Below are 17,173 nucleotides of genomic sequence, written 5' to 3'. Positions count from 1 at the left end.
GAGCAACAAGAGGGGAAGAGCGAATGATGCGTAAGACCTGGTGTTTCGCCGCCGCCTTGGCGGCAACGACGGCGCTGGTCGCGCCGTTGACGAGCGCCGCCCGGGCGGATGACAGCTTCTATGCGGAAGCGGGCAAGCCCTATGCGGGCACGACCATCCGCGTGCTGGACGAGATCACGCCGCTGCAGGAGACGCTGTCCAAGATCGTGCCGGATTTCGAGAAGGAAACCGGCATCAAGGTCGAGTGGGAGCTGCTGAACCACTTCGAGGTGATCAACAAGGGCCAGGCGGACATGCTGTCCGGCCGCGGCCACTATGACGCGATCATGCTGCACGGCGCCCAGCTCGGCCCGATGCTTTCGGCCGGCGTCATCATGCCGCTCGACAAGTTCGTCGCCGACCCCAAGCTGTCGGATCCGGGCATGAACGTGGCCGACTTCATCGCCACGCCCTACAAGACCACGGCCTTCTTCGAGGGCAAACAGTACGGCTTCATCAACTGGAACTACAACCACGTCTATTGGGCGCGCGAGGACCTTCTCAGCAATCCCGAGGAGATGGCGGCGTTCAAGGCCAAGTACGGCTATGACCTCGGCCCGGCGAAGACCATCGAGCAGATGCGCGACATCGCCGAGTTCTTCACCCGCAAGAAGGGCGAGAAGCTCGCCGGCAAGCCGCTCGAGAGCGATTTCTATGGAATCGTGCTCGAAGGCATCAAGGGCGGTTCGACCTTCTCGAACCTCTGGGTGAACTTCATCGAGAACTATGGCGGCGACCTGCTCGACGACAAGGGCATGCCGAACTTCGACACCCCCCAGGTCGTGGCCGCGCTGAAGATGTGGCGCGAGCTGTGGACCTTCGCCCCGCCCGGCATCGCCGAATACTCGCTCGTCGACGTGCCCACCGTCATGGGCAACGGCATCGCCGCCCAGTCGCTGGCCTGGTCGGACTTCGTGCTCGGCATCGACAAGCCGGGCGTGTCGCCCTACGCGGGCAAGTTCATCTACGGCCCGATCCCCGCCAAGGCGGGCAACGAGGCCCATCGCCACGCCGACGCCGAGCCGTCGGTGACCGTGATCAACGCGGCCAGCGAGCATCCCGAAGCGACCTTCCTGTTCCTGGAATGGCTCGCCTCGAAGAAGCAGCAGGACAAGCTGATCGAGATGGGAGAGGGCGGCGTGCCGATCCGCGAGAGCTCGTGGGCGCTTCCCGCGATCAAGGATAGCGAGAACCCGACGCTGTTCGCCGCGATGAAGTCTTCGCTCGACGTCGCCAAGGCGCGCCCGAAGATGGAGAAGTACCCGGAGATCATCGACGCCATGAGCGGCATCGCGCAGGAGGTCGGCCTCGGCCAGATGACGCCCGAGCAGGGCGCCAAGGAAGGCCAGGCCATCCTGGTGAAGCTCTGCGGCGGAAAGTCCTGCACGCTTCCCGAATGATCCCCGACCCGGGATGGGGGCGCCTGCGCCCCCGTTCCTCCACCGTCTCCGCCGACCGGCCGGTTACCTGTGACCGCGCCGGTCGGCGATCCTCTCGAACCGTCACGGAGAGACGTTCATGTCGGCGACGACGGAGGCCGCCCCCGCCCATGTGTCCACTCCGCAAGGGCTGCGCGAGCGCGTCTGGTACCCCTATATTCTGATCGCCCCGTCGATGATCATGCTGGTGGTCGTCTCGCTGGTGCCGTTCATCTACGCCATCTATCTGAGCTTCCATCAGGCGAAGTTCGGCCGGGTGCGTGATTTCATCTGGTTCGACAACTACGCCACGCTGCTGTCCGACGAGCGCTTCTGGAACTCGATCGGCGTCGCCGCGACCTTCGTGTTCATCGCCGTGCCGATCGAATTCATGCTCGGCCTGATCGGCGCGCTGGTGCTGAACCAGAACGTGCGCGGGCGCTCGGTGCTGGTGCCGCTGCTGTTCATGCCCACCATGATGGCGCCGATCGTCGTCGGCCTGCTGTGGAAGATCATGCTCGCCGGCTCGTGGGGGTTCTTCTCCTACAACGTGCTGGAGCGCTTCAACATCCTGACCGACACCTCGGTCTTCGCTTCGCCCGATCTGGCGCTCTACGCGCTGATCTTCGTCGACATCTGGCAGTGGACGCCGTTCATGATGCTGGCCTTCTTCGCCGGCTTGCAGGCGCTGCCGCTGGGCCCCTACCGCGCCGCCGCGGTGGACGGGGCGAACCCGGTGCAGATCTTCTTCCACATCACCCTGCCGATGATGACGCCGCTGCTCGCGGTGATCGGGCTGCTGCGCTTCATCGACGCCTTCAAGGTGTTCGACACCATCTACATCCTCACCAATGGCGGTCCCGGCACCTCGACCGAAACGCCCTCGATCCTCGCCAACAAGATGACCTTCGAGTTCTGGAACATCGGCGAGGCGTCGGCTCTGGCGGTGCTGGTGTGGATCGCCTTTTTCGCTTTCTGCACAATCTTCTACCAGGTCGCGAAGAAGCGCCTGAACGCCTTCTGAGGTCCAACATGGCTGAAGCTGTCAATCGCCCCGAGGGCTCGCGCGGTCTGTTCTGGACCACCATCGTGATCGTTTACGCGGCCATCATGCTGTTCCCCATCTTCTGGATGGCGACCATGATGGTGAAGCCGAACGACGCCATGTTCGCGCGCCCGACGCAGTGGCTGTTCCTGCCCACGCTCGACCACTTCACCTATGTGATCGAGCAGGGCTTCCACTGGAGCCTGCTGACCTCCTTCGTGCTGTGCACGGTGTCGACGGCGCTCGTCGTCGTCATCGGCACGCCGGCCGCCTATGCGTTCGCGCGCTTCGAGATGAAGGCCAAGGACGACCTGTTCCTGTTCATCCTCGGCTCGCGCATGGCCCCGCCCGTGTGCCTCGTGATCCCGTTCTACCTGATCTATGCGAAGGTCGGCCTGCTCGACACCTTCCTCGGCCTGACGCTCGCCTACATGACCTTCAACCTGTCCTTCTATGTCTGGGTGCTGCGCTCCTTCTGCCGCGACCTGCCGGTGGAGCTGGAGGAGGCGGCGGCGCTGGAGGGCTGGTCGAAGGTGCAGATCTTCCGCCGCGTGGTGTTCCCGCTGCTGCGCAACGGCATCGTGGCGACCAGCGTGCTGTGCTTCATCTTCGCGTGGAACGAGTTCCTGTTCGCCTTCATGCTGGGTGGCGACAACGTTCATACGCTGCCGGTCTCGATCCCCAAGCTCATCACCTCGCAGGGCGTGCGCTGGGGCGAGATGGCGGTGGTCGGCATGACGGCGCTGGTTCCCGTGCTCATCGTCGTCTTCATCCTGCAGCGCCACATCGTGCGCGGGCTGACGCTCGGCGCGGTCAAGGGCTGAGGAGGACGACATGGCCGAACATTATCTTCCCGCCCGTCCGGGCACGGTGAACTGGGGCCAGTGGGACGCCAGCCTGAAGCCGACCCTCACCATCAAGTCCGGCGACACGGTGGTGATGGACACGCTCTCCGGCGAGCCGGAGGACATGCCCGACCCCGCGCTCGGCTTCACCCCGGTGCCCGGCCAGCGCGAGGTGTTCGAGAACACGTTCCGCGGCCCCGGCCCGCATCTGCTCACCGGCCCGGTGTTCGTCGAGGGCGCCGAGCCGGGCGACGTGCTGGAGGTGCGGCTCAAGGCGATCAGCTTCCGCGCCGACTGGGGCTGGAACATCCAGATGCCGTTTCTCGGCACGCTGCCCGAGGACTTCCCCACGCTCCGGCGCATCCATTTCGGCGTCGACGGCGAACGCGGCGTCGCCACCATGCCCTGGGGCCAGGAGCTGCCGCTGGAGCCGTTCTTCGGCAATTTCGGCGTCGCGCCGGCGCCGGAATGGGGACGGCTCTCCTCCACCGAGCCGCGCGTCTTCGGCGGCAACATGGACAACAAGGAGCTCGGCGTCGGCTCCACCATCTACTTCCCCGTCTTCGCGCCGGGCGCGCTGTTCTCTGCCGGCGACGGGCACGGGCGGCAGGGCGACGGCGAGGTGTGCCTCACCGCCATCGAGACCGCGCTGACCGGCACGTTCGAGTTCCATGTGCGCAAGGACATGACGCTCACCACGCCGCGCGCCGAGAAGGCGGACACGTGGATCACCATGGCCTTCGATCCCGATCTCGACGACGCGGCCAAGATCGCGCTGCGCGACATGATCGCGCTGATCCGCGAGATGACCGATCTGTCGGCGCAGGACGCCTACACGCTGTGCTCGCTGTGCGCGGACCTGCGCGTCACCCAGACGGTCGACGGCAACAAGGGCATTCACTGCGTGCTGCCCAAACGGTTCCTGCCGGTGCGCTGAAGGAGATCTGATGACCAGGACCCGCTTCGGCGTCTTCATGCCGCCGTGGAATTCCCCACCGACGCAGAACATCACCACCTCGCTCCAGCGCAATCTGGAGACGATCAAGTGGATCGACGAGCTGGGCTATGACGAGGCCTGGGTGGGCGAGCACCATTCGGCCGGCAGCGAGATCATCGCCGACCCGATGGTGTTCCTCGCCTATGCCGCGGCGCAGACGCGCAGCATCAAGCTCGGCACCGGCATCGTGCCGCTGCCCTATCACAACCCCTACCATGTCGCCGACCGGATGATCCTGCTGGATCACCTGATGCGCGGGCGCTTCATGGCCGGCTTCGGCCCCGGCGGCCTGCCGAGCGACGCGGCGATGTTCGGGCTGGAGCCTTCAACGCTTCGCCCCGCGCTCGACCATGATCTCGGCGTGCTGATGAAGCTGCTCACCACCACCGAGCCGGTGAGCGTGAAGACCGACCGCTACGAGCTGGTCAACGCCTTCTGCCAGGTGGCGCCCTATACTGACCCGATGTTCGACGTCTGCGTCGCCGCCACGCGCTCGGAGGCGGGCCCGCGCATCGCCGGCAAGCACGGGCTCGGCCTGCTGTCGACCGGCGTGATCTCGCCCAAGCTCGGCGAGCCGGCGCCGCCGCTGCACTGGGACGTCTATGCCGAGGAGGCGATCAAGGCCGGCCACACGCCGGACCCGAGCCGCTGGCGCCTCGTCGTCAACGTCCATGTCGCCGAGACCCGCGAGCAGGCGGTCGAGGACATGCGTCACGGCTTCGACGCCTTCTGCGAATACACCCAGAAGACCATCGCCATGCCCTCCATCACGGCGGTGGGCGATACGTTCGAGGAGCGCATCGCCTGGATGAACGAGACCGGCATCGGCGTCATCGGCACGCCGGACGACGCGGTCGCGTTCCTCCAGCGTCTCGCCGACCGGGCGGGGGATTTCGGCTGCTTCCTGATGCTGGCCCATGACTGGGCGAACCGGGAGGCGACGCTCCGGCACTATGAGCTGTTCGCCCGCCACGTGGTCCCGCATTTCCAGCCGACCCGGGCGCGCCTGCTCGCCGCCGAGAGGCACGCGCGCGAGCGTCATTCCGCCGACCTCGCCAAGCATACCGTGGCGATCAATGCCTGGCTGCCGCCCGAGCAGCAGCTTCCCACGCAGAACTGAGACTGGAGCGACCGATGTCCGCCATCACCGCCCACAAGGATCCCAAGCTTCCTCCCCCCGTCGACTTGCCGGAGGGAGCGGACTGGGTGAAGGCACTCGCGCTGTTCGACCCGCATGTCGCGGAGACGCTGGTGGCGGTGGCGCGCACGCTCTATCCGCATGAGGGGCTGCCCGAGCGGGTCTATCGCCGCACGGTGTTCCATTTCGACGCCATGGCGGCCAAGGCGCCCGGCGCGGCCCAGACCTTCGCCGAATTCGTCGACCTCGTCGATGGCGCGCTGCCGATGCCGTTCCTGGAGCTGACCGAGAGCTACCGCCTGCAGGTGTTGAAGGGGATCGAGGCCACCACGGCGTTCCAGCTCGTGCAGCGCTCGACGGTGCGCTTCCTCTATGACGACCTCGAAGTGTGGCAGGCCTTCGGCTACGAGGGCGCCTCGGTCCATCTCGGCGGCTACGTCAAGCGCGGCTTCAACGACCTCGACTGGCTCCCCGATCCGCCGCCCGGCGTCTGATCACCCGAGCCTGACCTAGCGATTTCGGAGCGAGACTCTCATGACGGCCTACGAACTCGACGACGATGGCGTCGTCGTCATCATCGGTTCCGGCGCGGGCGGCGGCACGCTCGCCAACGAGCTGGCGCAGCGCGGCATCGACGTGGTGCTGCTGGAAGCGGGCAAGCACCTGACCCCGGACGACTTCGTCAACGACGAATGGGGCGGCTACGAGATGCTGTCCTGGCTCGACAAGCGCACCTCCTCGGGCACCTGGCGCGTCGCAAAGGACCATCCCACCGCGCCGAGCTGGAGCTGCCAGGTTGTGGGCGGCACGACCACCCACTGGTCCGCCTGCTGCTACCGCCTGATCGCCGACGAGATGCGGGCGAAGACGGTCTATGGCGACATCCCCGGCACCACGCTGATCGACTGGCCGATCACGCTGGACGAGATCGAGCCCTATTACGACCTCGCCGAGGCGAAGATGGGGGTGACCCGCACCAACGGACTACCCGGCCTGCCGGCGAACAACAATTTCAAGGTCATGTATGCCGGCGCCTCGGCGCTGGGCCTCAACGTCTCGACCGGCCGCCACGCCATCAACCCGGTTCCCTATGACGGCCGGCCGGCGACGACGCAGGACGGCTTCACCATCACCGGCGACAAGGTCGGCTCGCGCTGGTCGACGCTGAATGTCGAGATCCCGCGCGGCCTCGCCACCGGCAAGCTGGAGCTGCGCCCGCAGTCGCGCGCGGTGCAGATCGAGCATGACGAGGCGGGCAAGGCCTCGGCCGTGGTCTATGTCGATGCCGCCGGCGTCACCCATCGCCAGAAGGCGCGCGCCGTGGTGATGGCGGGCAATTGCGTGGAATCCTCGCGCCTGCTGCTGCATTCGAAGAGCGGGCGGTTCCCGGACGGCCTCGCCAACGGCTACGGCCATGTCGGGCGCCACTATCTGCGCCACCTGATCCAGACCGTGTGGTCGGTGTTCGACAAGCCGGTCTACATGCATCGCGGCGAGATCATGGGCGGCATGATCGACGACTTCGTGCGCCACGACCCCGGCCGCGGCTTCGCCGGCGGCTACTATATCGAGATGAACTCGATGGGCCTGCCCACCACCGCGGCCTTCATGTATCCGGGCTGGTGGGGCCGCGACTTCGTCTCGGTGATCGAGCAGTACGCCAACATGGCCGGCATCTTCATGTCCGGCGAGGACATGCCGCAGGCCGACAACAGGGTGACGCTGACCGACGAGGTCGACGCCTATGGCGTGCCGGTCGCCAATATCCATTATGACGACCACCCGAACGACCTGAAGATGCGCGTGCACGGCTACAAGCAGCTCACCGCCATCCACAAGGCGGCAGGGGCGAAGCGCTCCATCGAGGCGCCGGCGTATCCGGCGAGCCACAATCTCGGCTCCAACCGCATGGCGGCGAAGCCCGAGGACGGCGTGCTCGACGGCAATTGCCGCGCCTGGGAGGTGCCGAACCTGTTCATCACCGACGGCTCGAACTTCGCCACCGGCGGCGCCTGCAACCCGACGCTGACCATCGTCGCGCTGGCGATCCGGCAGGCGGACTTCATGGCGAAGCAGATGGCGGCGGGCGAACTCTGAGCGCCCGCCTGTCCGATTGAACGAGGCCGGCTCCGGCACCCGCCGGGGCCGTTTCCATGAGGCGCCGAGGTGGACGACCACTTCACGGAACCGACGCTGGACTACTGGCAGGAGCTGACGGACCGCGTGCCCGCGCGCTTCTCGGCCGGCCCGCCTTTTCGCTTCGGCTATCCGGTCACGCTGCCGGACGGACGCGTGCTGGTGCTGCCGCTGCGGAGGCTGCCGGACGGCGCGCATGCCGTCGCCTCGCTGATCGCCAACCAGGCCTCGCACGCCGTCGTCGCCGCGCTGGCGGACGCCATGGCCGACGAGGCGAGGGGGCTCGGCGGGGAGGTGGTGATCGGCCTGCCGACCCTCGGCCTCTCCTTCGCCGCGCTGGTGGCGGAGCGGCTGGGCCAGCCCCGCTACGTGCCGCTCGGCTATTCAAAGAAGTTCTGGTACGCGGACGAGCTCTCCGAGCCGGTGTCCTCCATCACCTCGCCCGAGGCCGGAAAGCGGCTGCGGCTCGACCCGAACCTGCTTGCGCTGGTGAAGGGGCGCCGCGTGGTGCTGGTGGACGACGCCATCTCCACCGGCGCGACCGCGGTCGCGACCTGCCGGCTGGTGGCGCGGGCGGGCGCCGAGGTGGCGGGGCTGGTGGTGGCGATGAAGCAGACCAATCGCTGGGTCGCCGCCATGGCCGGCGTGCTGGCGCCGGAGCGGGTGCGCGCCGCCTATGGCTGCCCGCGCTTCGACCTCGTCGCCGACGGCTGGTGGCCGGACGCGGCCACCCTGCCGGACGTGCCCTAGCCGTCTTTCCCTCAGCCCGGCTTCGCCGCCTCGATCGCCTCCCACACCCGGGAAGGCGTGAGCGGCATGTCGAGATGGTCGATGCCGAGCGGGGCCAGCGCGTCGATCACCGCGTTGACGAAGGCCGGCGGCGCGCCGATGGCCCCGGCCTCGCCCGCGCCCTTGATGCCGAGCGGATTGGTGGTGCAGGGCGTGTTCCGGGTCGACACGTCGAAGAAGGGCAGGTCCTCGGCGCGCGGCAGGCCGTAATCCATGAACGAGCCGGACAGCATCTGCCCGGTTTCCGGATCGTAGACGGTGCGCTCCATCATCGCCTGGCCGATGCCCTGGGCGATGCCGCCATGGATCTGGCCGCTCAGCACCAGCGGGTTGAGCGTGCGGCCGAAATCGTCGACCACGGTGTAGCGCTCGACCGTGATGACGCCGGTCTCGGGATCGACGGCGACCTCGCACACATGCGCGCCGTTCGGGAAGGTGCCGGCGAGCTGCTCGAAATCGCCGACGCCTTCGATGCCGCCGGCCTTCGCCGCCACGTCGAGGATGCCGACATGGCGGTTGGTACCCGGCACGCGGAAGGCGCCGTCGTCGAATTCGAGCTCGCGCGTGTCGACCTCGAGCATCCGCGCGGCCTCCTCGCTCGCCTTGGCGAGCACGGCGCCGGTGGCGAGACGGATCGCGCCGCCGCCATGCACCATGGAGCGCGAGGCCACCGTGCCGCCGGCCGAGGGGATCGGCTGGTCGGTGTCGCCGGTCTTCACCGTGATGCGCGCGGGATCGATGCCGAGCGTCTCTGCGGTCATCTGCACATAGGTGGTCTCGTGGCCCTGGCCGGTGGACTGGGTGCCGACATGCACCGTCACGTCGCCCGCGGCGCTGATCTCGACCGTCGCGCCCTCCTTGCCCGGTACGCCGGTGCGCTCGATGTAGTAGGCGAGGCCGATGCCGCGCAGCCGGCCGTCGTCCTTGCCGCGGCGGGCCTCGAAGCCGTCCCAGTCGGCGGCCTTCATGCCGGCGTGCATGACGTTGGCGAAGTCGCCGGAATCGTAGCTGACGCCGGTCGCCGTCTTGTGGGGCATCTCCTCGGGCGCGATCATGTTGATCTCGCGCAGCCGCGCCGGACTCAGCCCGAGTTCGCGCGCCGCCTTGTCGACGAGGCGCTCGATCAGATAGGCCGCCTCCGGCCGGCCGGCGCCGCGATAGGCGTCCATGGGCGCGTTGTTGGTGTAGGCGATGCGCACGTCGGTGGCGACCGAGGGGACGCGGTAGACGCCCGGCGCCATGGGCGGGCCGGACAGCGTCGGGCAATAGACGCCGAAGGCCGAGAGCGCACCGCCCGAGCTCGCCAGCGTCTCCACCTTCAGCGCGGTGAAGCGGCCCTCGGCGTCGATGCCGAGCTTCGCGGTCGAGTAGTTGTCGCGGCCCTGCGTGTCGGAGAGGAACGCCTCCGCCCGGCTCGACTGCCAGCGCACCGGGCGCCCGAGCTTGCGGGCGGCGTAGAGCACCAGCGCCTGCTCGGGATAGGGGATCGCCTTCATGCCGAAGCCACCGCCGACATCCGGCGTGATGACGCGCAGCTTCTCGCCCGGCAGGCCGAACACCGCCTCGAACAGCCAGGCGCGGATCATGTGGCTGCCCTGGGTGCCGGATATCAGCGTGAACTGGCCGCTCTCGCCGTCGAACAGGCCGATCGCGTTGCGCGGCTCCATGGAGGAGACGACGATGCGGTTGTTGACGAGCTCGAGCTCGACCACCCGGTCGGAGGCGGCCAGCGCCGCATCGGCCTCGCCGAGGTCGCCGAGCGTCCAGTGCAGCGCGAGATTGCCGGGCGCCTCGTCGAAGAGCTGCGGCGCGTCGTCCGCGAATGCGGCGGCCGGCTCGACCACCGCCGGCAGTTCGTCGATGTCGAGCGCGACCGCCTCGGCCGCCTCGAGCGCGGCCATGGCCGAAGTCGCGACCACGAAGGCGACCGGCTCGCCGAGATAGCGCACCTTGCCCCGGGCGAGCAGCGTATGCGCGGGCACGGGCATGCGCCCGCCTTCGGCATGGTCGAGCACGATGACGACCGGCAGCGAGCCGATCCCGTCGGCCTCGAGCTCGTCGGCGGTGTAGACCGCGAGCACGTCCTCCATGGCGCGCGCCGCCTCGGCGTCGACGCCGTTCAGCACGCCGTGGGCGACGGGCGCGCGCACCACGGCGGCATGGAGCTCGCCCTCATAGCGGTGATCGTCGGTGTAGTGCCCGGTGCCGGTGATGAATCTCAGATCCTCCACGCGGCGGAACGGCTGGCCGAGACCGAACTTCATCGCTTCCACTCCTCGCCCGAAGCCGATCCGCAACCCGCGCGGCGGTCCGTGCCCTTGCGAATGTTTCTATTTGTGCAAAGATCAGCACTTATCCTGTGATAAGCTCGATAATCGAATAAGATAGTGTCTGACACAAGAGGTTCCGTCGGGGGAGTCATGGCCGGCCAGCAGGGGATCAGCGAACGGCGGGAAGGGCGTCGGGGGGTTGGTGCGTCGGTACCCCGCAAGGAGGATGCCCGTCTTCTCCAGGGGCGGGGGCGGTTCATCGGCGACATGCGATTTCCGGGCCAGCTCGAGGCCGCCTTCGTGCGTTCCACCCTGGCCCATGCGCGCATCCGCGCCATCCACATCCCGCCCGAGCTGAAGGGGCGCGCCTTCACCCATGCCGACATGATGGGGGTGAAGGACATCCTCGCCAAGACCGGCCTGCCGGGCTTCCGCGTCTCCGCCCAGCCCTCGCTCGCGAGCGACAAGGTGCGCTTCGTCGGCGAGCCGGTGGTGATGGTGCTGGCCGAAAGCCGCGCCGAGGCGGAGGACCTCGCCGAGCTCGTGAGCGTCGACTACGAGGAACTCGGCGCCAATTTCGACATGCTGCGGGCGGTCGGGCCCGAGGCGGCGCGCATCCATGACGACTGGTCGGACAATGTGTTCCTCACCTCGCAGGCCGAGCGCAATTTCGACGAGGCGCTGGCGCAGGCGCCGATCAAGGTCACGCGCGAGGTGCGCACCAGCCGGCAGTGCATGGCGCCGATGGAAGGCAAGGGCTGCATCGCCGTCTATGAGCGGCATATCGAGCAGCTCAGCCTGTGGACCTCGACCCAGATGCCGCACATCGTGCGCTCGGGGCTCGCCGAATGCCTCGGGCTCGACGAGCGCCGCATCCGCGTGGTGGCGCCCGACGTCGGCGGCGGCTTCGGCTGGAAAGGCCTGCTCCAGCCGGAGGAGGTGTGCTGCTCCTGGGCCTCGCTCATGCTCGACCGGCCGATCAAGTGGCTGGAGGACCGGCGCGAGCACCTGATCGCCGCCGCCAACTGCCGCGAGCACCACTATGTCATGACCGCCTATGCCGACACCGACGGCAGGCTGCTCGGTTTCGAGGCGGTGTCGCATGTCGATGCCGGCGCCTATTCGGTCTATCCGTTCTCGGCCTGCCTCGAAGGGGCGCAGGTGGTCTCGAACCTGCCCGGGCCCTACGACCTGCCGTCCTACAAATGCCGCGCCTATTCGGTGTGCTCGAACAAGCCGCCCATCGTGCCCTATCGCGGCGTCGCCCGCACCGGCGTGTGCACGGCGATGGAGCTGATGATCGACGCGGTGGCCCGCGCGGCCGGGATCGAGCCCTACGAAGTGCGCATGCGCAACCTCGTGCGGCCGGACCAGATGCCCTTCAAGTCCATCACCGGCAAGGACTTCGACATGGGCGACTATCCCGAGAGCCTGCGCCGGGCCCACGAGATGATCGGCCACGCGGCGGTGCGCGAGCGCCAGAAGCGCGGCGAGGCGGACGGGCGGCGCATCGGCATCGGCTACGCCACCTATTGCGAGCAGGGTGCGCACGGCACCTCGGTCTATCACGGCTGGGGTATCCCGATGGTGCCCGGCTTCGAGCAGTGCGGCGCCCGGCTGACGCCGGACGGCACGCTGGAGGTGCGGGTCGGCAACCAGAGCCACGGCCAGTCGATGGAGACCACGCTGGCGCAGATCGCCTGCGAGGTGCTGGGCATCGACCCGGACCTCGTCAACGTGGTGCATGGCGACACGGCGGTGACGCCCTATTCCACCGGCACCTGGGGCTCGCGCTCGGCGGTGATGGCGGGCGGCGCGGTGGCGAGCGCCTGCGAGAAGCTGGCCGAGCGCATCAAGGGCATCGGCGCGCATCTGCTGCAGGCGCCGGTCGACGCGGTGCGGATCGAGGACGCGGCGGTGGTCGGCCCGTCCGGCTCCGTCACCTTCAAGGAAGTCGCCTTCACCTTCTACCGCGCGCCGCAGAACCTGCCGGCGGATGCCAATCCGGACGGGCTCGACCTTGTGGCGGGCTACCGGCCGACCGTGGACACCGGCACCTTCTCCTATGCCAGCCATGCCTGCGTGGTCGCGGTGGAGCCGGAGACCGGCGAAGTCGAGATCCTCGACTACGTCATCGTCGAGGACGGCGGCGTGCTGCTCAACCCGATGGTCGTTGACGGCCAGATCTATGGCGGCACCGCGCAGGGTATCGGCACCGCGCTTTATGAGGAAATGGTCTATGACGAGCACGGCCAGCCGCTCGCCTCGACCTTCGCCGACTACCTGCTGCCGGGCGCAGGCGAGATGCCGGAAGTGCGCATCGCCCACATGGAGACGCCTTCCCCCAACACCCGCTTCGGCCAGAAGGGCATAGGCGAGGGCGGCGCGATCGCGCCGCCGGCGGCGATCGGCAACGCGATCAATGATGCGCTGGCCGATCTCGGCGTCGAGCTCACCATGTCGCCGATGACACCGCGCCGGGTACGCGAGGCGGTGGAGGCGGCGCGCGCCGCACGCGAAGCCGCAGGCGCGGAGGCGGTGTCGTGAAGGCCGCGCGGTTCGACTATGAGCGCCCGGCCGGCCTGGCGGGCGCGCTCGCCGCGCTGGGGCAGGGCGGCGCCAAGCCGCTCTCCGGCGGCCAGAGCCTCGGCCCGATGCTGAATCTGCGCCTCGCCCGGCCGCCGCTGCTGGTCGATGTCGGCCGGCTGGCGCCGCTCCGGCAGGTCGAAGAGCGGTCCGAGGGCATACTGTTCGGCGCCGGCATCACCCACGCCGAGTTCGAGGACGGGGCCGCGCCCGACCCGACGCCGGGCTTCCTCGCCCGCATCGCACGGGGCATCGCCTATCGCGCGGTGCGCAACCGCGGCACGATGGGCGGCAGCCTCGCCCATGCCGACCCGGCGGCGGACTGGCCGACCACGCTCGCCGCGCTCGGCGCGCGCGTCCACCTCGCCGGGCCGTCGGGCGCGCGCGAGCTGGCGGTGGAGGACTTCATCCTCGGCGCCTTCGAGACCGCGCTTCAGGACGGCGAGATCGTCACCGGCATCTTCGTGCCGCGCTGCTCGGCCGGGGCGCGCTTCGGCTACCGCAAGTCCTGCCGCAAGGTGGGCGAGTTCGCCGAGGCGATGTGCGCGGTGCTCGCCGACCCGGCGCGCGGCGTGCACCGCCTCGTCATCGGCGCCACCGAGGCCCGCCAGATCGTCATCGCCGACGCCGCGGCGGCGATAAGCGACCCGGCGACGTTGGACGACGCCCTGCGCGCGGCCGGGCTCGCCGCCGACCCCGCCAGCCTGCGCCTGCGCCAGGCCGTGATCCGCCAGGCGGTCGCGGCGCTGGAAGATGAGAGCCTTTCCGCATGAAGCCCATCCATATCGAGATCAATGGCCGGGCGATTTCCGCCGAGGTCGAGCCGCGCCAGCACCTCGCCGACTTCATGCGCGAGGAGCTGCTGCTCACCGGCACGCATCTGGGCTGCGAGCACGGCGTGTGCGGCGCCTGCACGGTGCTGATCGACGGCGCGCCGGCCCGCTCCTGCATCGCCTATCCGGTGGCGCTGGACGGGGCGAAGATCACGACCATCGAGGGGCTGGCGGACGATCCCGTCGCCGCGCGGCTGCGCGAGGCGTTCACCCGCGAGCACGGGCTGCAATGCGGCTTCTGCACGCCGGGCATGATGATGATGGCGCGCGACATCGTTCTGCGCCGGCCCGGCCTCGACGAGGAGGCGATCCGCCACGAGCTGGCGGGCAATCTGTGCCGCTGCACCGGCTATGTCGGCATCGTGCGCGCGATCAAGTCGGTCGCCGCCGAGCGCATGGGCGAGGCGCCGGTGGTGACGCGCGGCAGCGAGGTGGCGCCGCCGGTCTACGCCTCGCCGCTCGCCTTGCCGGTGGCGCCTTCGCGCGTCGCGGCGGACGCCGCACCCGCCGCGCCCGCCGCCGCTCAGGCCCCGGACGCGGCGCCCTTCGTCGCCGAACCGCTGCGCAACCCGGTGGAGATCGTCGAGGCGTTCGACGTCGCCGCGCCGCGCGCGAGCGTGTGGGCGCTGTTCCAGGACCCGGCGCGGGTGATCGCCTGCCTGCCCGGCGCGCGCCTCACCGAGCCCAGCGACGGGCGCAGCGTGGTCGCCGAGATGACGGTCAAGCTCGGCCCGATCCAGGCGGCCTTCGGCGGCACCGGCGTGATCGCCGCCGATCCGGCGAACTGGTCCGGGACCATTGACGGGCGCGGCGTCGACAGCCGCAGCGCCACCCGGGTGCAGGCACGGCTCAACTACGCGCTCACGGAGACCGAGGCCGGCGCGGCGACGCGGGTGCGGGTCGAGGTCGCCTATGTGCTGCAGGGCCCGCTGGCGCAGATGAGCCGCGGCGCCATCGCGCGCGATCTCGCGGCGCGGATGACGGCCTCTTTCGCCGCCAATCTGAACGCCGCGATCAAGGGCGAGGCGGCGCCCGCCGAGGCCGCCCCGCTCGATGCCGGCTCGCTTTTGCTGGCGATGGTGAAGGGCTGGCTGGCGCGGCTGTTCGGGCGCGGCTGAGACGGCGATTCAGCTTCGGCGTCTTCCGGTCTCCGACGCCGATTCATGTGCGCAGGGCGGGGGTGGGTATCCGCTGTGTTGTTACTTTAACCGCGCGTAAATCGGCGAGTCCGATCAGACTCTTGGGGCGGGTTCCGCACAGATCGATTCATCGACTTGCGCCGTTCGGCGGAGAAAATGAATCCGCGACTTGGCCCGCATTGCTGCCAGATCGATTCAGCGGCTTGCCGGCGGTTCCTCGAACGGCGATTCATCTTGGCCCCGAGCCCGCAGGCAGCGCCCGTCTCCCTTATGGGCCCGTGCCCCTTAAAATGCCGTCAATGGCCCGGCAGCACGATGACGGTCGGCTGGGTCGGCAGGCTCGCCCGCGACAGGACGAGGGTGGACGAGTTCTCGCGCCGGATCGCGTATTTGCTGCTGGCGAAATGCTCGAGGAAGCGCTCCAGCGTCGCCTGGTTGAAATAGTGCATCGGGATCACCACCGGTGATTCCAGCTTCTTGAGCACCTCGACCATGCCGTCGACGTCGAGCGTGTAGCTGCCGTCGACCGGGGCCAGCACCACGTCGATGCGCCCCAGCGCGCCGAGGTCCTGTTCGGTCAGCAGGTGATGCAGGTGTCCGAGATGGGCGATGCACAGATCCGCCGCGCGGAACACGAAGATCGAGTTGCCGTTGCGGATCGTGCCGCCTTCCCAGTCGCGGATGTTGGTCTGCAGGTTGCCGATCCAAAGGTCCCCGACCTCCATGTCGTAATGGACGGGGTCGCGATCCTCGCGCCAGCCCTTCAGCACATATTCGATGCCGGGGTCCGGGTTCAGCGAGTAGTGGGTGAGGTGCGCCCGGTTCATCGTAGCGACGCGCGGCACCACGTCGGGGCGGACATAGTCGTTGTAGTCGGTAGCCACCGTGACGCCGCCGGCGGTCTCGATCAGGAAGGTGGAGTGGCCGATATAGGAGAGGCTCACCTCGCGCGGCTGGAGATAGGCGGCGGGGAGCGCGCGGGGCTCCGGCGGGGCGAGGAAGGGGCTGCCCGCCACCAGCTTGGGGCAGCGCTCCGCCTGCGCCGAGGCGGGCGCGGCCGCGAAGGGGGCCAGGAGGCCGGCAAGGGCTAGCAGGCACGCGGTCACGAAGCGCGTCATGACGGGACTCCGGGGCTGGTGTGGCCTCATCATCCGGTCAGGCGCGCCGGTGGGCGAGTAACTATTTCGTGGCGCTTCCCTTAGGCAATCTGCCGCGCTTTCGTGCCGTCAGCGCAGGAACGGATTGGTGCGCTTCTCCAGCGCGATGTTCGAGGCCGCGCCGTGGCCGGGCAGGATGGTGAAGGCGTCGCCCAGCGGCAGCAGCTTGGACTTGATGCCGGCGATCAGCAGGTCGTGGTCGCCATAGGGAAAGTCGGTGCGGCCGACCGAGCGCTGGAACAGCGTGTCGCCGACGATGGCGATGTTGTTGGCGCGGTTCACCAGCACGATATGGCCCGGCGTGTGGCCAGGCACGTGCAGCACCTCGAACGGCACGCCGCCAATGTCGAGCACGTCGCCCTCGGCGAGCCAGCGGTCGGGCGTGACCGCGCGGCCGGGAATGCCGGTGCGCTCGCCGTCGGCCGGCAGGTTGTCGAGCAGGAACTTGTCGCCTTCATGCGGCCCTTCCACCGGCACCTTCAGCGTCTCGGCGAGTTCGGCGGCGCCGGCGGCGTGGTCGATATGCCCGTGGGTGAGGACGATCTTCTCCGGCGTGACCTCCAGTTCCTCCAGCGCCGCGAGGATGCGCGGCAGGTCTCCGCCCGGGTCGATCACCGCGCCGCGCTTGGTCTTCTCGTCCCAGACGATCGAGCAGTTCTGCTGGAACGGGGTGACGGGCACGACGGCGATCTTCAGCTCGGGCATGGGAACTCCTTGAGGCAGGCGGTGGGAATGTGGTCGATCACATGCCACTGCGCAAGGCAGCCGCCTTGTGGCGCCC

General features: G+C 68.8%; 14 protein-coding genes. 11 read left to right on the top strand and 3 right to left on the bottom strand.

Annotated elements, in window-relative coordinates:
- Window positions 1-23: 23 nt before the first annotated feature.
- The 8 genes from NVS83_RS17555 to NVS83_RS17520 all read left to right on the top strand — a co-directional run bounded on the left by NVS83_RS17555 (window position 24) and on the right by NVS83_RS17520 (window position 8,368).
- Window positions 24-1,439, top strand: a complete 1,416-nt coding sequence (locus NVS83_RS17555; protein ID WP_258740467.1) for an extracellular solute-binding protein — start codon at window positions 24-26, stop codon at window positions 1,437-1,439.
- 118 nt (window positions 1,440-1,557) lie between these two features.
- Window positions 1,558-2,481, top strand: a complete 924-nt coding sequence (locus NVS83_RS17550) for a carbohydrate ABC transporter permease (protein ID WP_258733380.1) — start codon at window positions 1,558-1,560, stop codon at window positions 2,479-2,481.
- Window positions 2,482-2,489: 8 nt separating this feature from the next.
- A complete protein-coding gene (locus tag NVS83_RS17545; RefSeq protein WP_258740466.1) occupies window positions 2,490-3,326 on the top strand; it encodes a carbohydrate ABC transporter permease in 837 nt (278 codons plus the stop codon).
- Between the two features lie 10 nt (window positions 3,327-3,336).
- A complete protein-coding gene (locus NVS83_RS17540) occupies window positions 3,337-4,284 on the top strand; it encodes an acetamidase/formamidase family protein (RefSeq protein ID WP_258740465.1) in 948 nt (315 codons plus the stop codon).
- Between the two features lie 10 nt (window positions 4,285-4,294).
- Complete coding sequence (locus tag NVS83_RS17535; RefSeq protein WP_258740464.1) at window positions 4,295-5,464, top strand: LLM class flavin-dependent oxidoreductase; 1,170 nt, start codon at window positions 4,295-4,297, stop codon at window positions 5,462-5,464.
- A 14-nt stretch (window positions 5,465-5,478) separates the two neighbouring features.
- Entirely contained in the window at window positions 5,479-5,976 is a 498-nt protein-coding gene (locus tag NVS83_RS17530; protein ID WP_258740463.1) for a hypothetical protein, read from the top strand.
- A gap of 40 nt (window positions 5,977-6,016) precedes the next feature.
- Window positions 6,017-7,579 carry a GMC family oxidoreductase gene (locus NVS83_RS17525; RefSeq protein ID WP_258740462.1) on the top strand — a complete coding sequence of 521 codons (1,563 nt, stop codon included), beginning with the start codon at window positions 6,017-6,019 and terminating at the stop codon, window positions 7,577-7,579.
- 69 nt (window positions 7,580-7,648) lie between these two features.
- On the top strand, window positions 7,649-8,368 hold the full coding sequence (locus NVS83_RS17520; RefSeq protein ID WP_258740461.1) for a phosphoribosyltransferase: 720 nt from the start codon (window positions 7,649-7,651) through the stop codon (window positions 8,366-8,368).
- Between the two features lie 11 nt (window positions 8,369-8,379).
- On the opposite strand, the gene NVS83_RS17515 is transcribed toward NVS83_RS17520, so the two are convergent.
- On the bottom strand, window positions 8,380-10,671 hold the full coding sequence (locus NVS83_RS17515) for a xanthine dehydrogenase family protein molybdopterin-binding subunit (protein ID WP_258740460.1): 2,292 nt from the start codon (window positions 10,669-10,671) through the stop codon (window positions 8,380-8,382).
- Window positions 10,672-10,827: 156 nt separating this feature from the next.
- On the opposite strand from NVS83_RS17515, the gene NVS83_RS17510 reads away from it, so the two are divergent.
- The 3 genes from NVS83_RS17510 to NVS83_RS17500 are packed head-to-tail and all read left to right on the top strand — an operon-like array spanning window position 10,828 to window position 15,214.
- Window positions 10,828-13,224, top strand: a complete 2,397-nt coding sequence (locus NVS83_RS17510; RefSeq protein WP_258740459.1) for a xanthine dehydrogenase family protein molybdopterin-binding subunit — start codon at window positions 10,828-10,830, stop codon at window positions 13,222-13,224.
- Complete coding sequence (locus NVS83_RS17505) at window positions 13,221-14,036, top strand: FAD binding domain-containing protein (RefSeq protein WP_258740458.1); 816 nt, start codon at window positions 13,221-13,223, stop codon at window positions 14,034-14,036. The genes NVS83_RS17510 and NVS83_RS17505 overlap by 4 nt, the downstream gene beginning before the upstream one ends.
- Complete coding sequence (locus NVS83_RS17500; protein WP_258740457.1) at window positions 14,033-15,214, top strand: xanthine dehydrogenase family Fe-S subunit; 1,182 nt, start codon at window positions 14,033-14,035, stop codon at window positions 15,212-15,214. The genes NVS83_RS17505 and NVS83_RS17500 overlap by 4 nt, the downstream gene beginning before the upstream one ends.
- 317 nt (window positions 15,215-15,531) lie before the next feature.
- On the opposite strand, the gene NVS83_RS17495 is transcribed toward NVS83_RS17500, so the two are convergent.
- The gene (locus NVS83_RS17495) at window positions 15,532-16,353 is read right to left on the bottom strand and encodes an MBL fold metallo-hydrolase (protein WP_258740456.1); all 822 of its coding nucleotides are present in this window, start codon (window positions 16,351-16,353) and stop codon (window positions 15,532-15,534) included.
- Between the two features lie 108 nt (window positions 16,354-16,461).
- Window positions 16,462-17,097 (bottom strand): MBL fold metallo-hydrolase, encoded by a 636-nt coding sequence (locus NVS83_RS17490; protein WP_258733368.1) that lies wholly within the window; start codon window positions 17,095-17,097, stop codon window positions 16,462-16,464.
- Window positions 17,098-17,173: the final 76 nt, after the last annotated feature.

This window comes from Ancylobacter mangrovi, assembly GCF_024752335.1.
Taxonomy (GTDB): Bacteria; Pseudomonadota; Alphaproteobacteria; order Rhizobiales; family Xanthobacteraceae; genus Ancylobacter; species Ancylobacter mangrovi.
Note: the sequence above shows the minus strand (reverse complement) of the source record. Positions and strands in the feature narration are given on the sequence as shown.

Excerpts from the sequence above, each read along its gene's own strand:
- NVS83_RS17555 (WP_258740467.1), top strand. The coding sequence starts at position 24 with ATGATGCGTAAGACCTGGTGTTTCGCCGCCGCCTTGGCGGCAACGACG.
- NVS83_RS17550 (WP_258733380.1), top strand. The coding sequence starts at position 1,558 with ATGTCGGCGACGACGGAGGCCGCCCCCGCCCATGTGTCCACTCCGCAA.
- NVS83_RS17545 (WP_258740466.1), top strand. The coding sequence starts at position 2,490 with ATGGCTGAAGCTGTCAATCGCCCCGAGGGCTCGCGCGGTCTGTTCTGG.
- NVS83_RS17540 (WP_258740465.1), top strand. The coding sequence starts at position 3,337 with ATGGCCGAACATTATCTTCCCGCCCGTCCGGGCACGGTGAACTGGGGC.
- NVS83_RS17535 (WP_258740464.1), top strand. The coding sequence starts at position 4,295 with ATGACCAGGACCCGCTTCGGCGTCTTCATGCCGCCGTGGAATTCCCCA.
- NVS83_RS17530 (WP_258740463.1), top strand. The coding sequence starts at position 5,479 with ATGTCCGCCATCACCGCCCACAAGGATCCCAAGCTTCCTCCCCCCGTC.
- NVS83_RS17525 (WP_258740462.1), top strand. The coding sequence starts at position 6,017 with ATGACGGCCTACGAACTCGACGACGATGGCGTCGTCGTCATCATCGGT.
- NVS83_RS17515 (WP_258740460.1), bottom strand. The coding sequence starts at position 10,671 with ATGAAGTTCGGTCTCGGCCAGCCGTTCCGCCGCGTGGAGGATCTGAGA.
- NVS83_RS17510 (WP_258740459.1), top strand. The coding sequence starts at position 10,828 with ATGGCCGGCCAGCAGGGGATCAGCGAACGGCGGGAAGGGCGTCGGGGG.
- NVS83_RS17500 (WP_258740457.1), top strand. The coding sequence starts at position 14,033 with ATGAAGCCCATCCATATCGAGATCAATGGCCGGGCGATTTCCGCCGAG.
- NVS83_RS17495 (WP_258740456.1), bottom strand. The coding sequence starts at position 16,353 with ATGACGCGCTTCGTGACCGCGTGCCTGCTAGCCCTTGCCGGCCTCCTG.
- NVS83_RS17490 (WP_258733368.1), bottom strand. The coding sequence starts at position 17,097 with ATGCCCGAGCTGAAGATCGCCGTCGTGCCCGTCACCCCGTTCCAGCAG.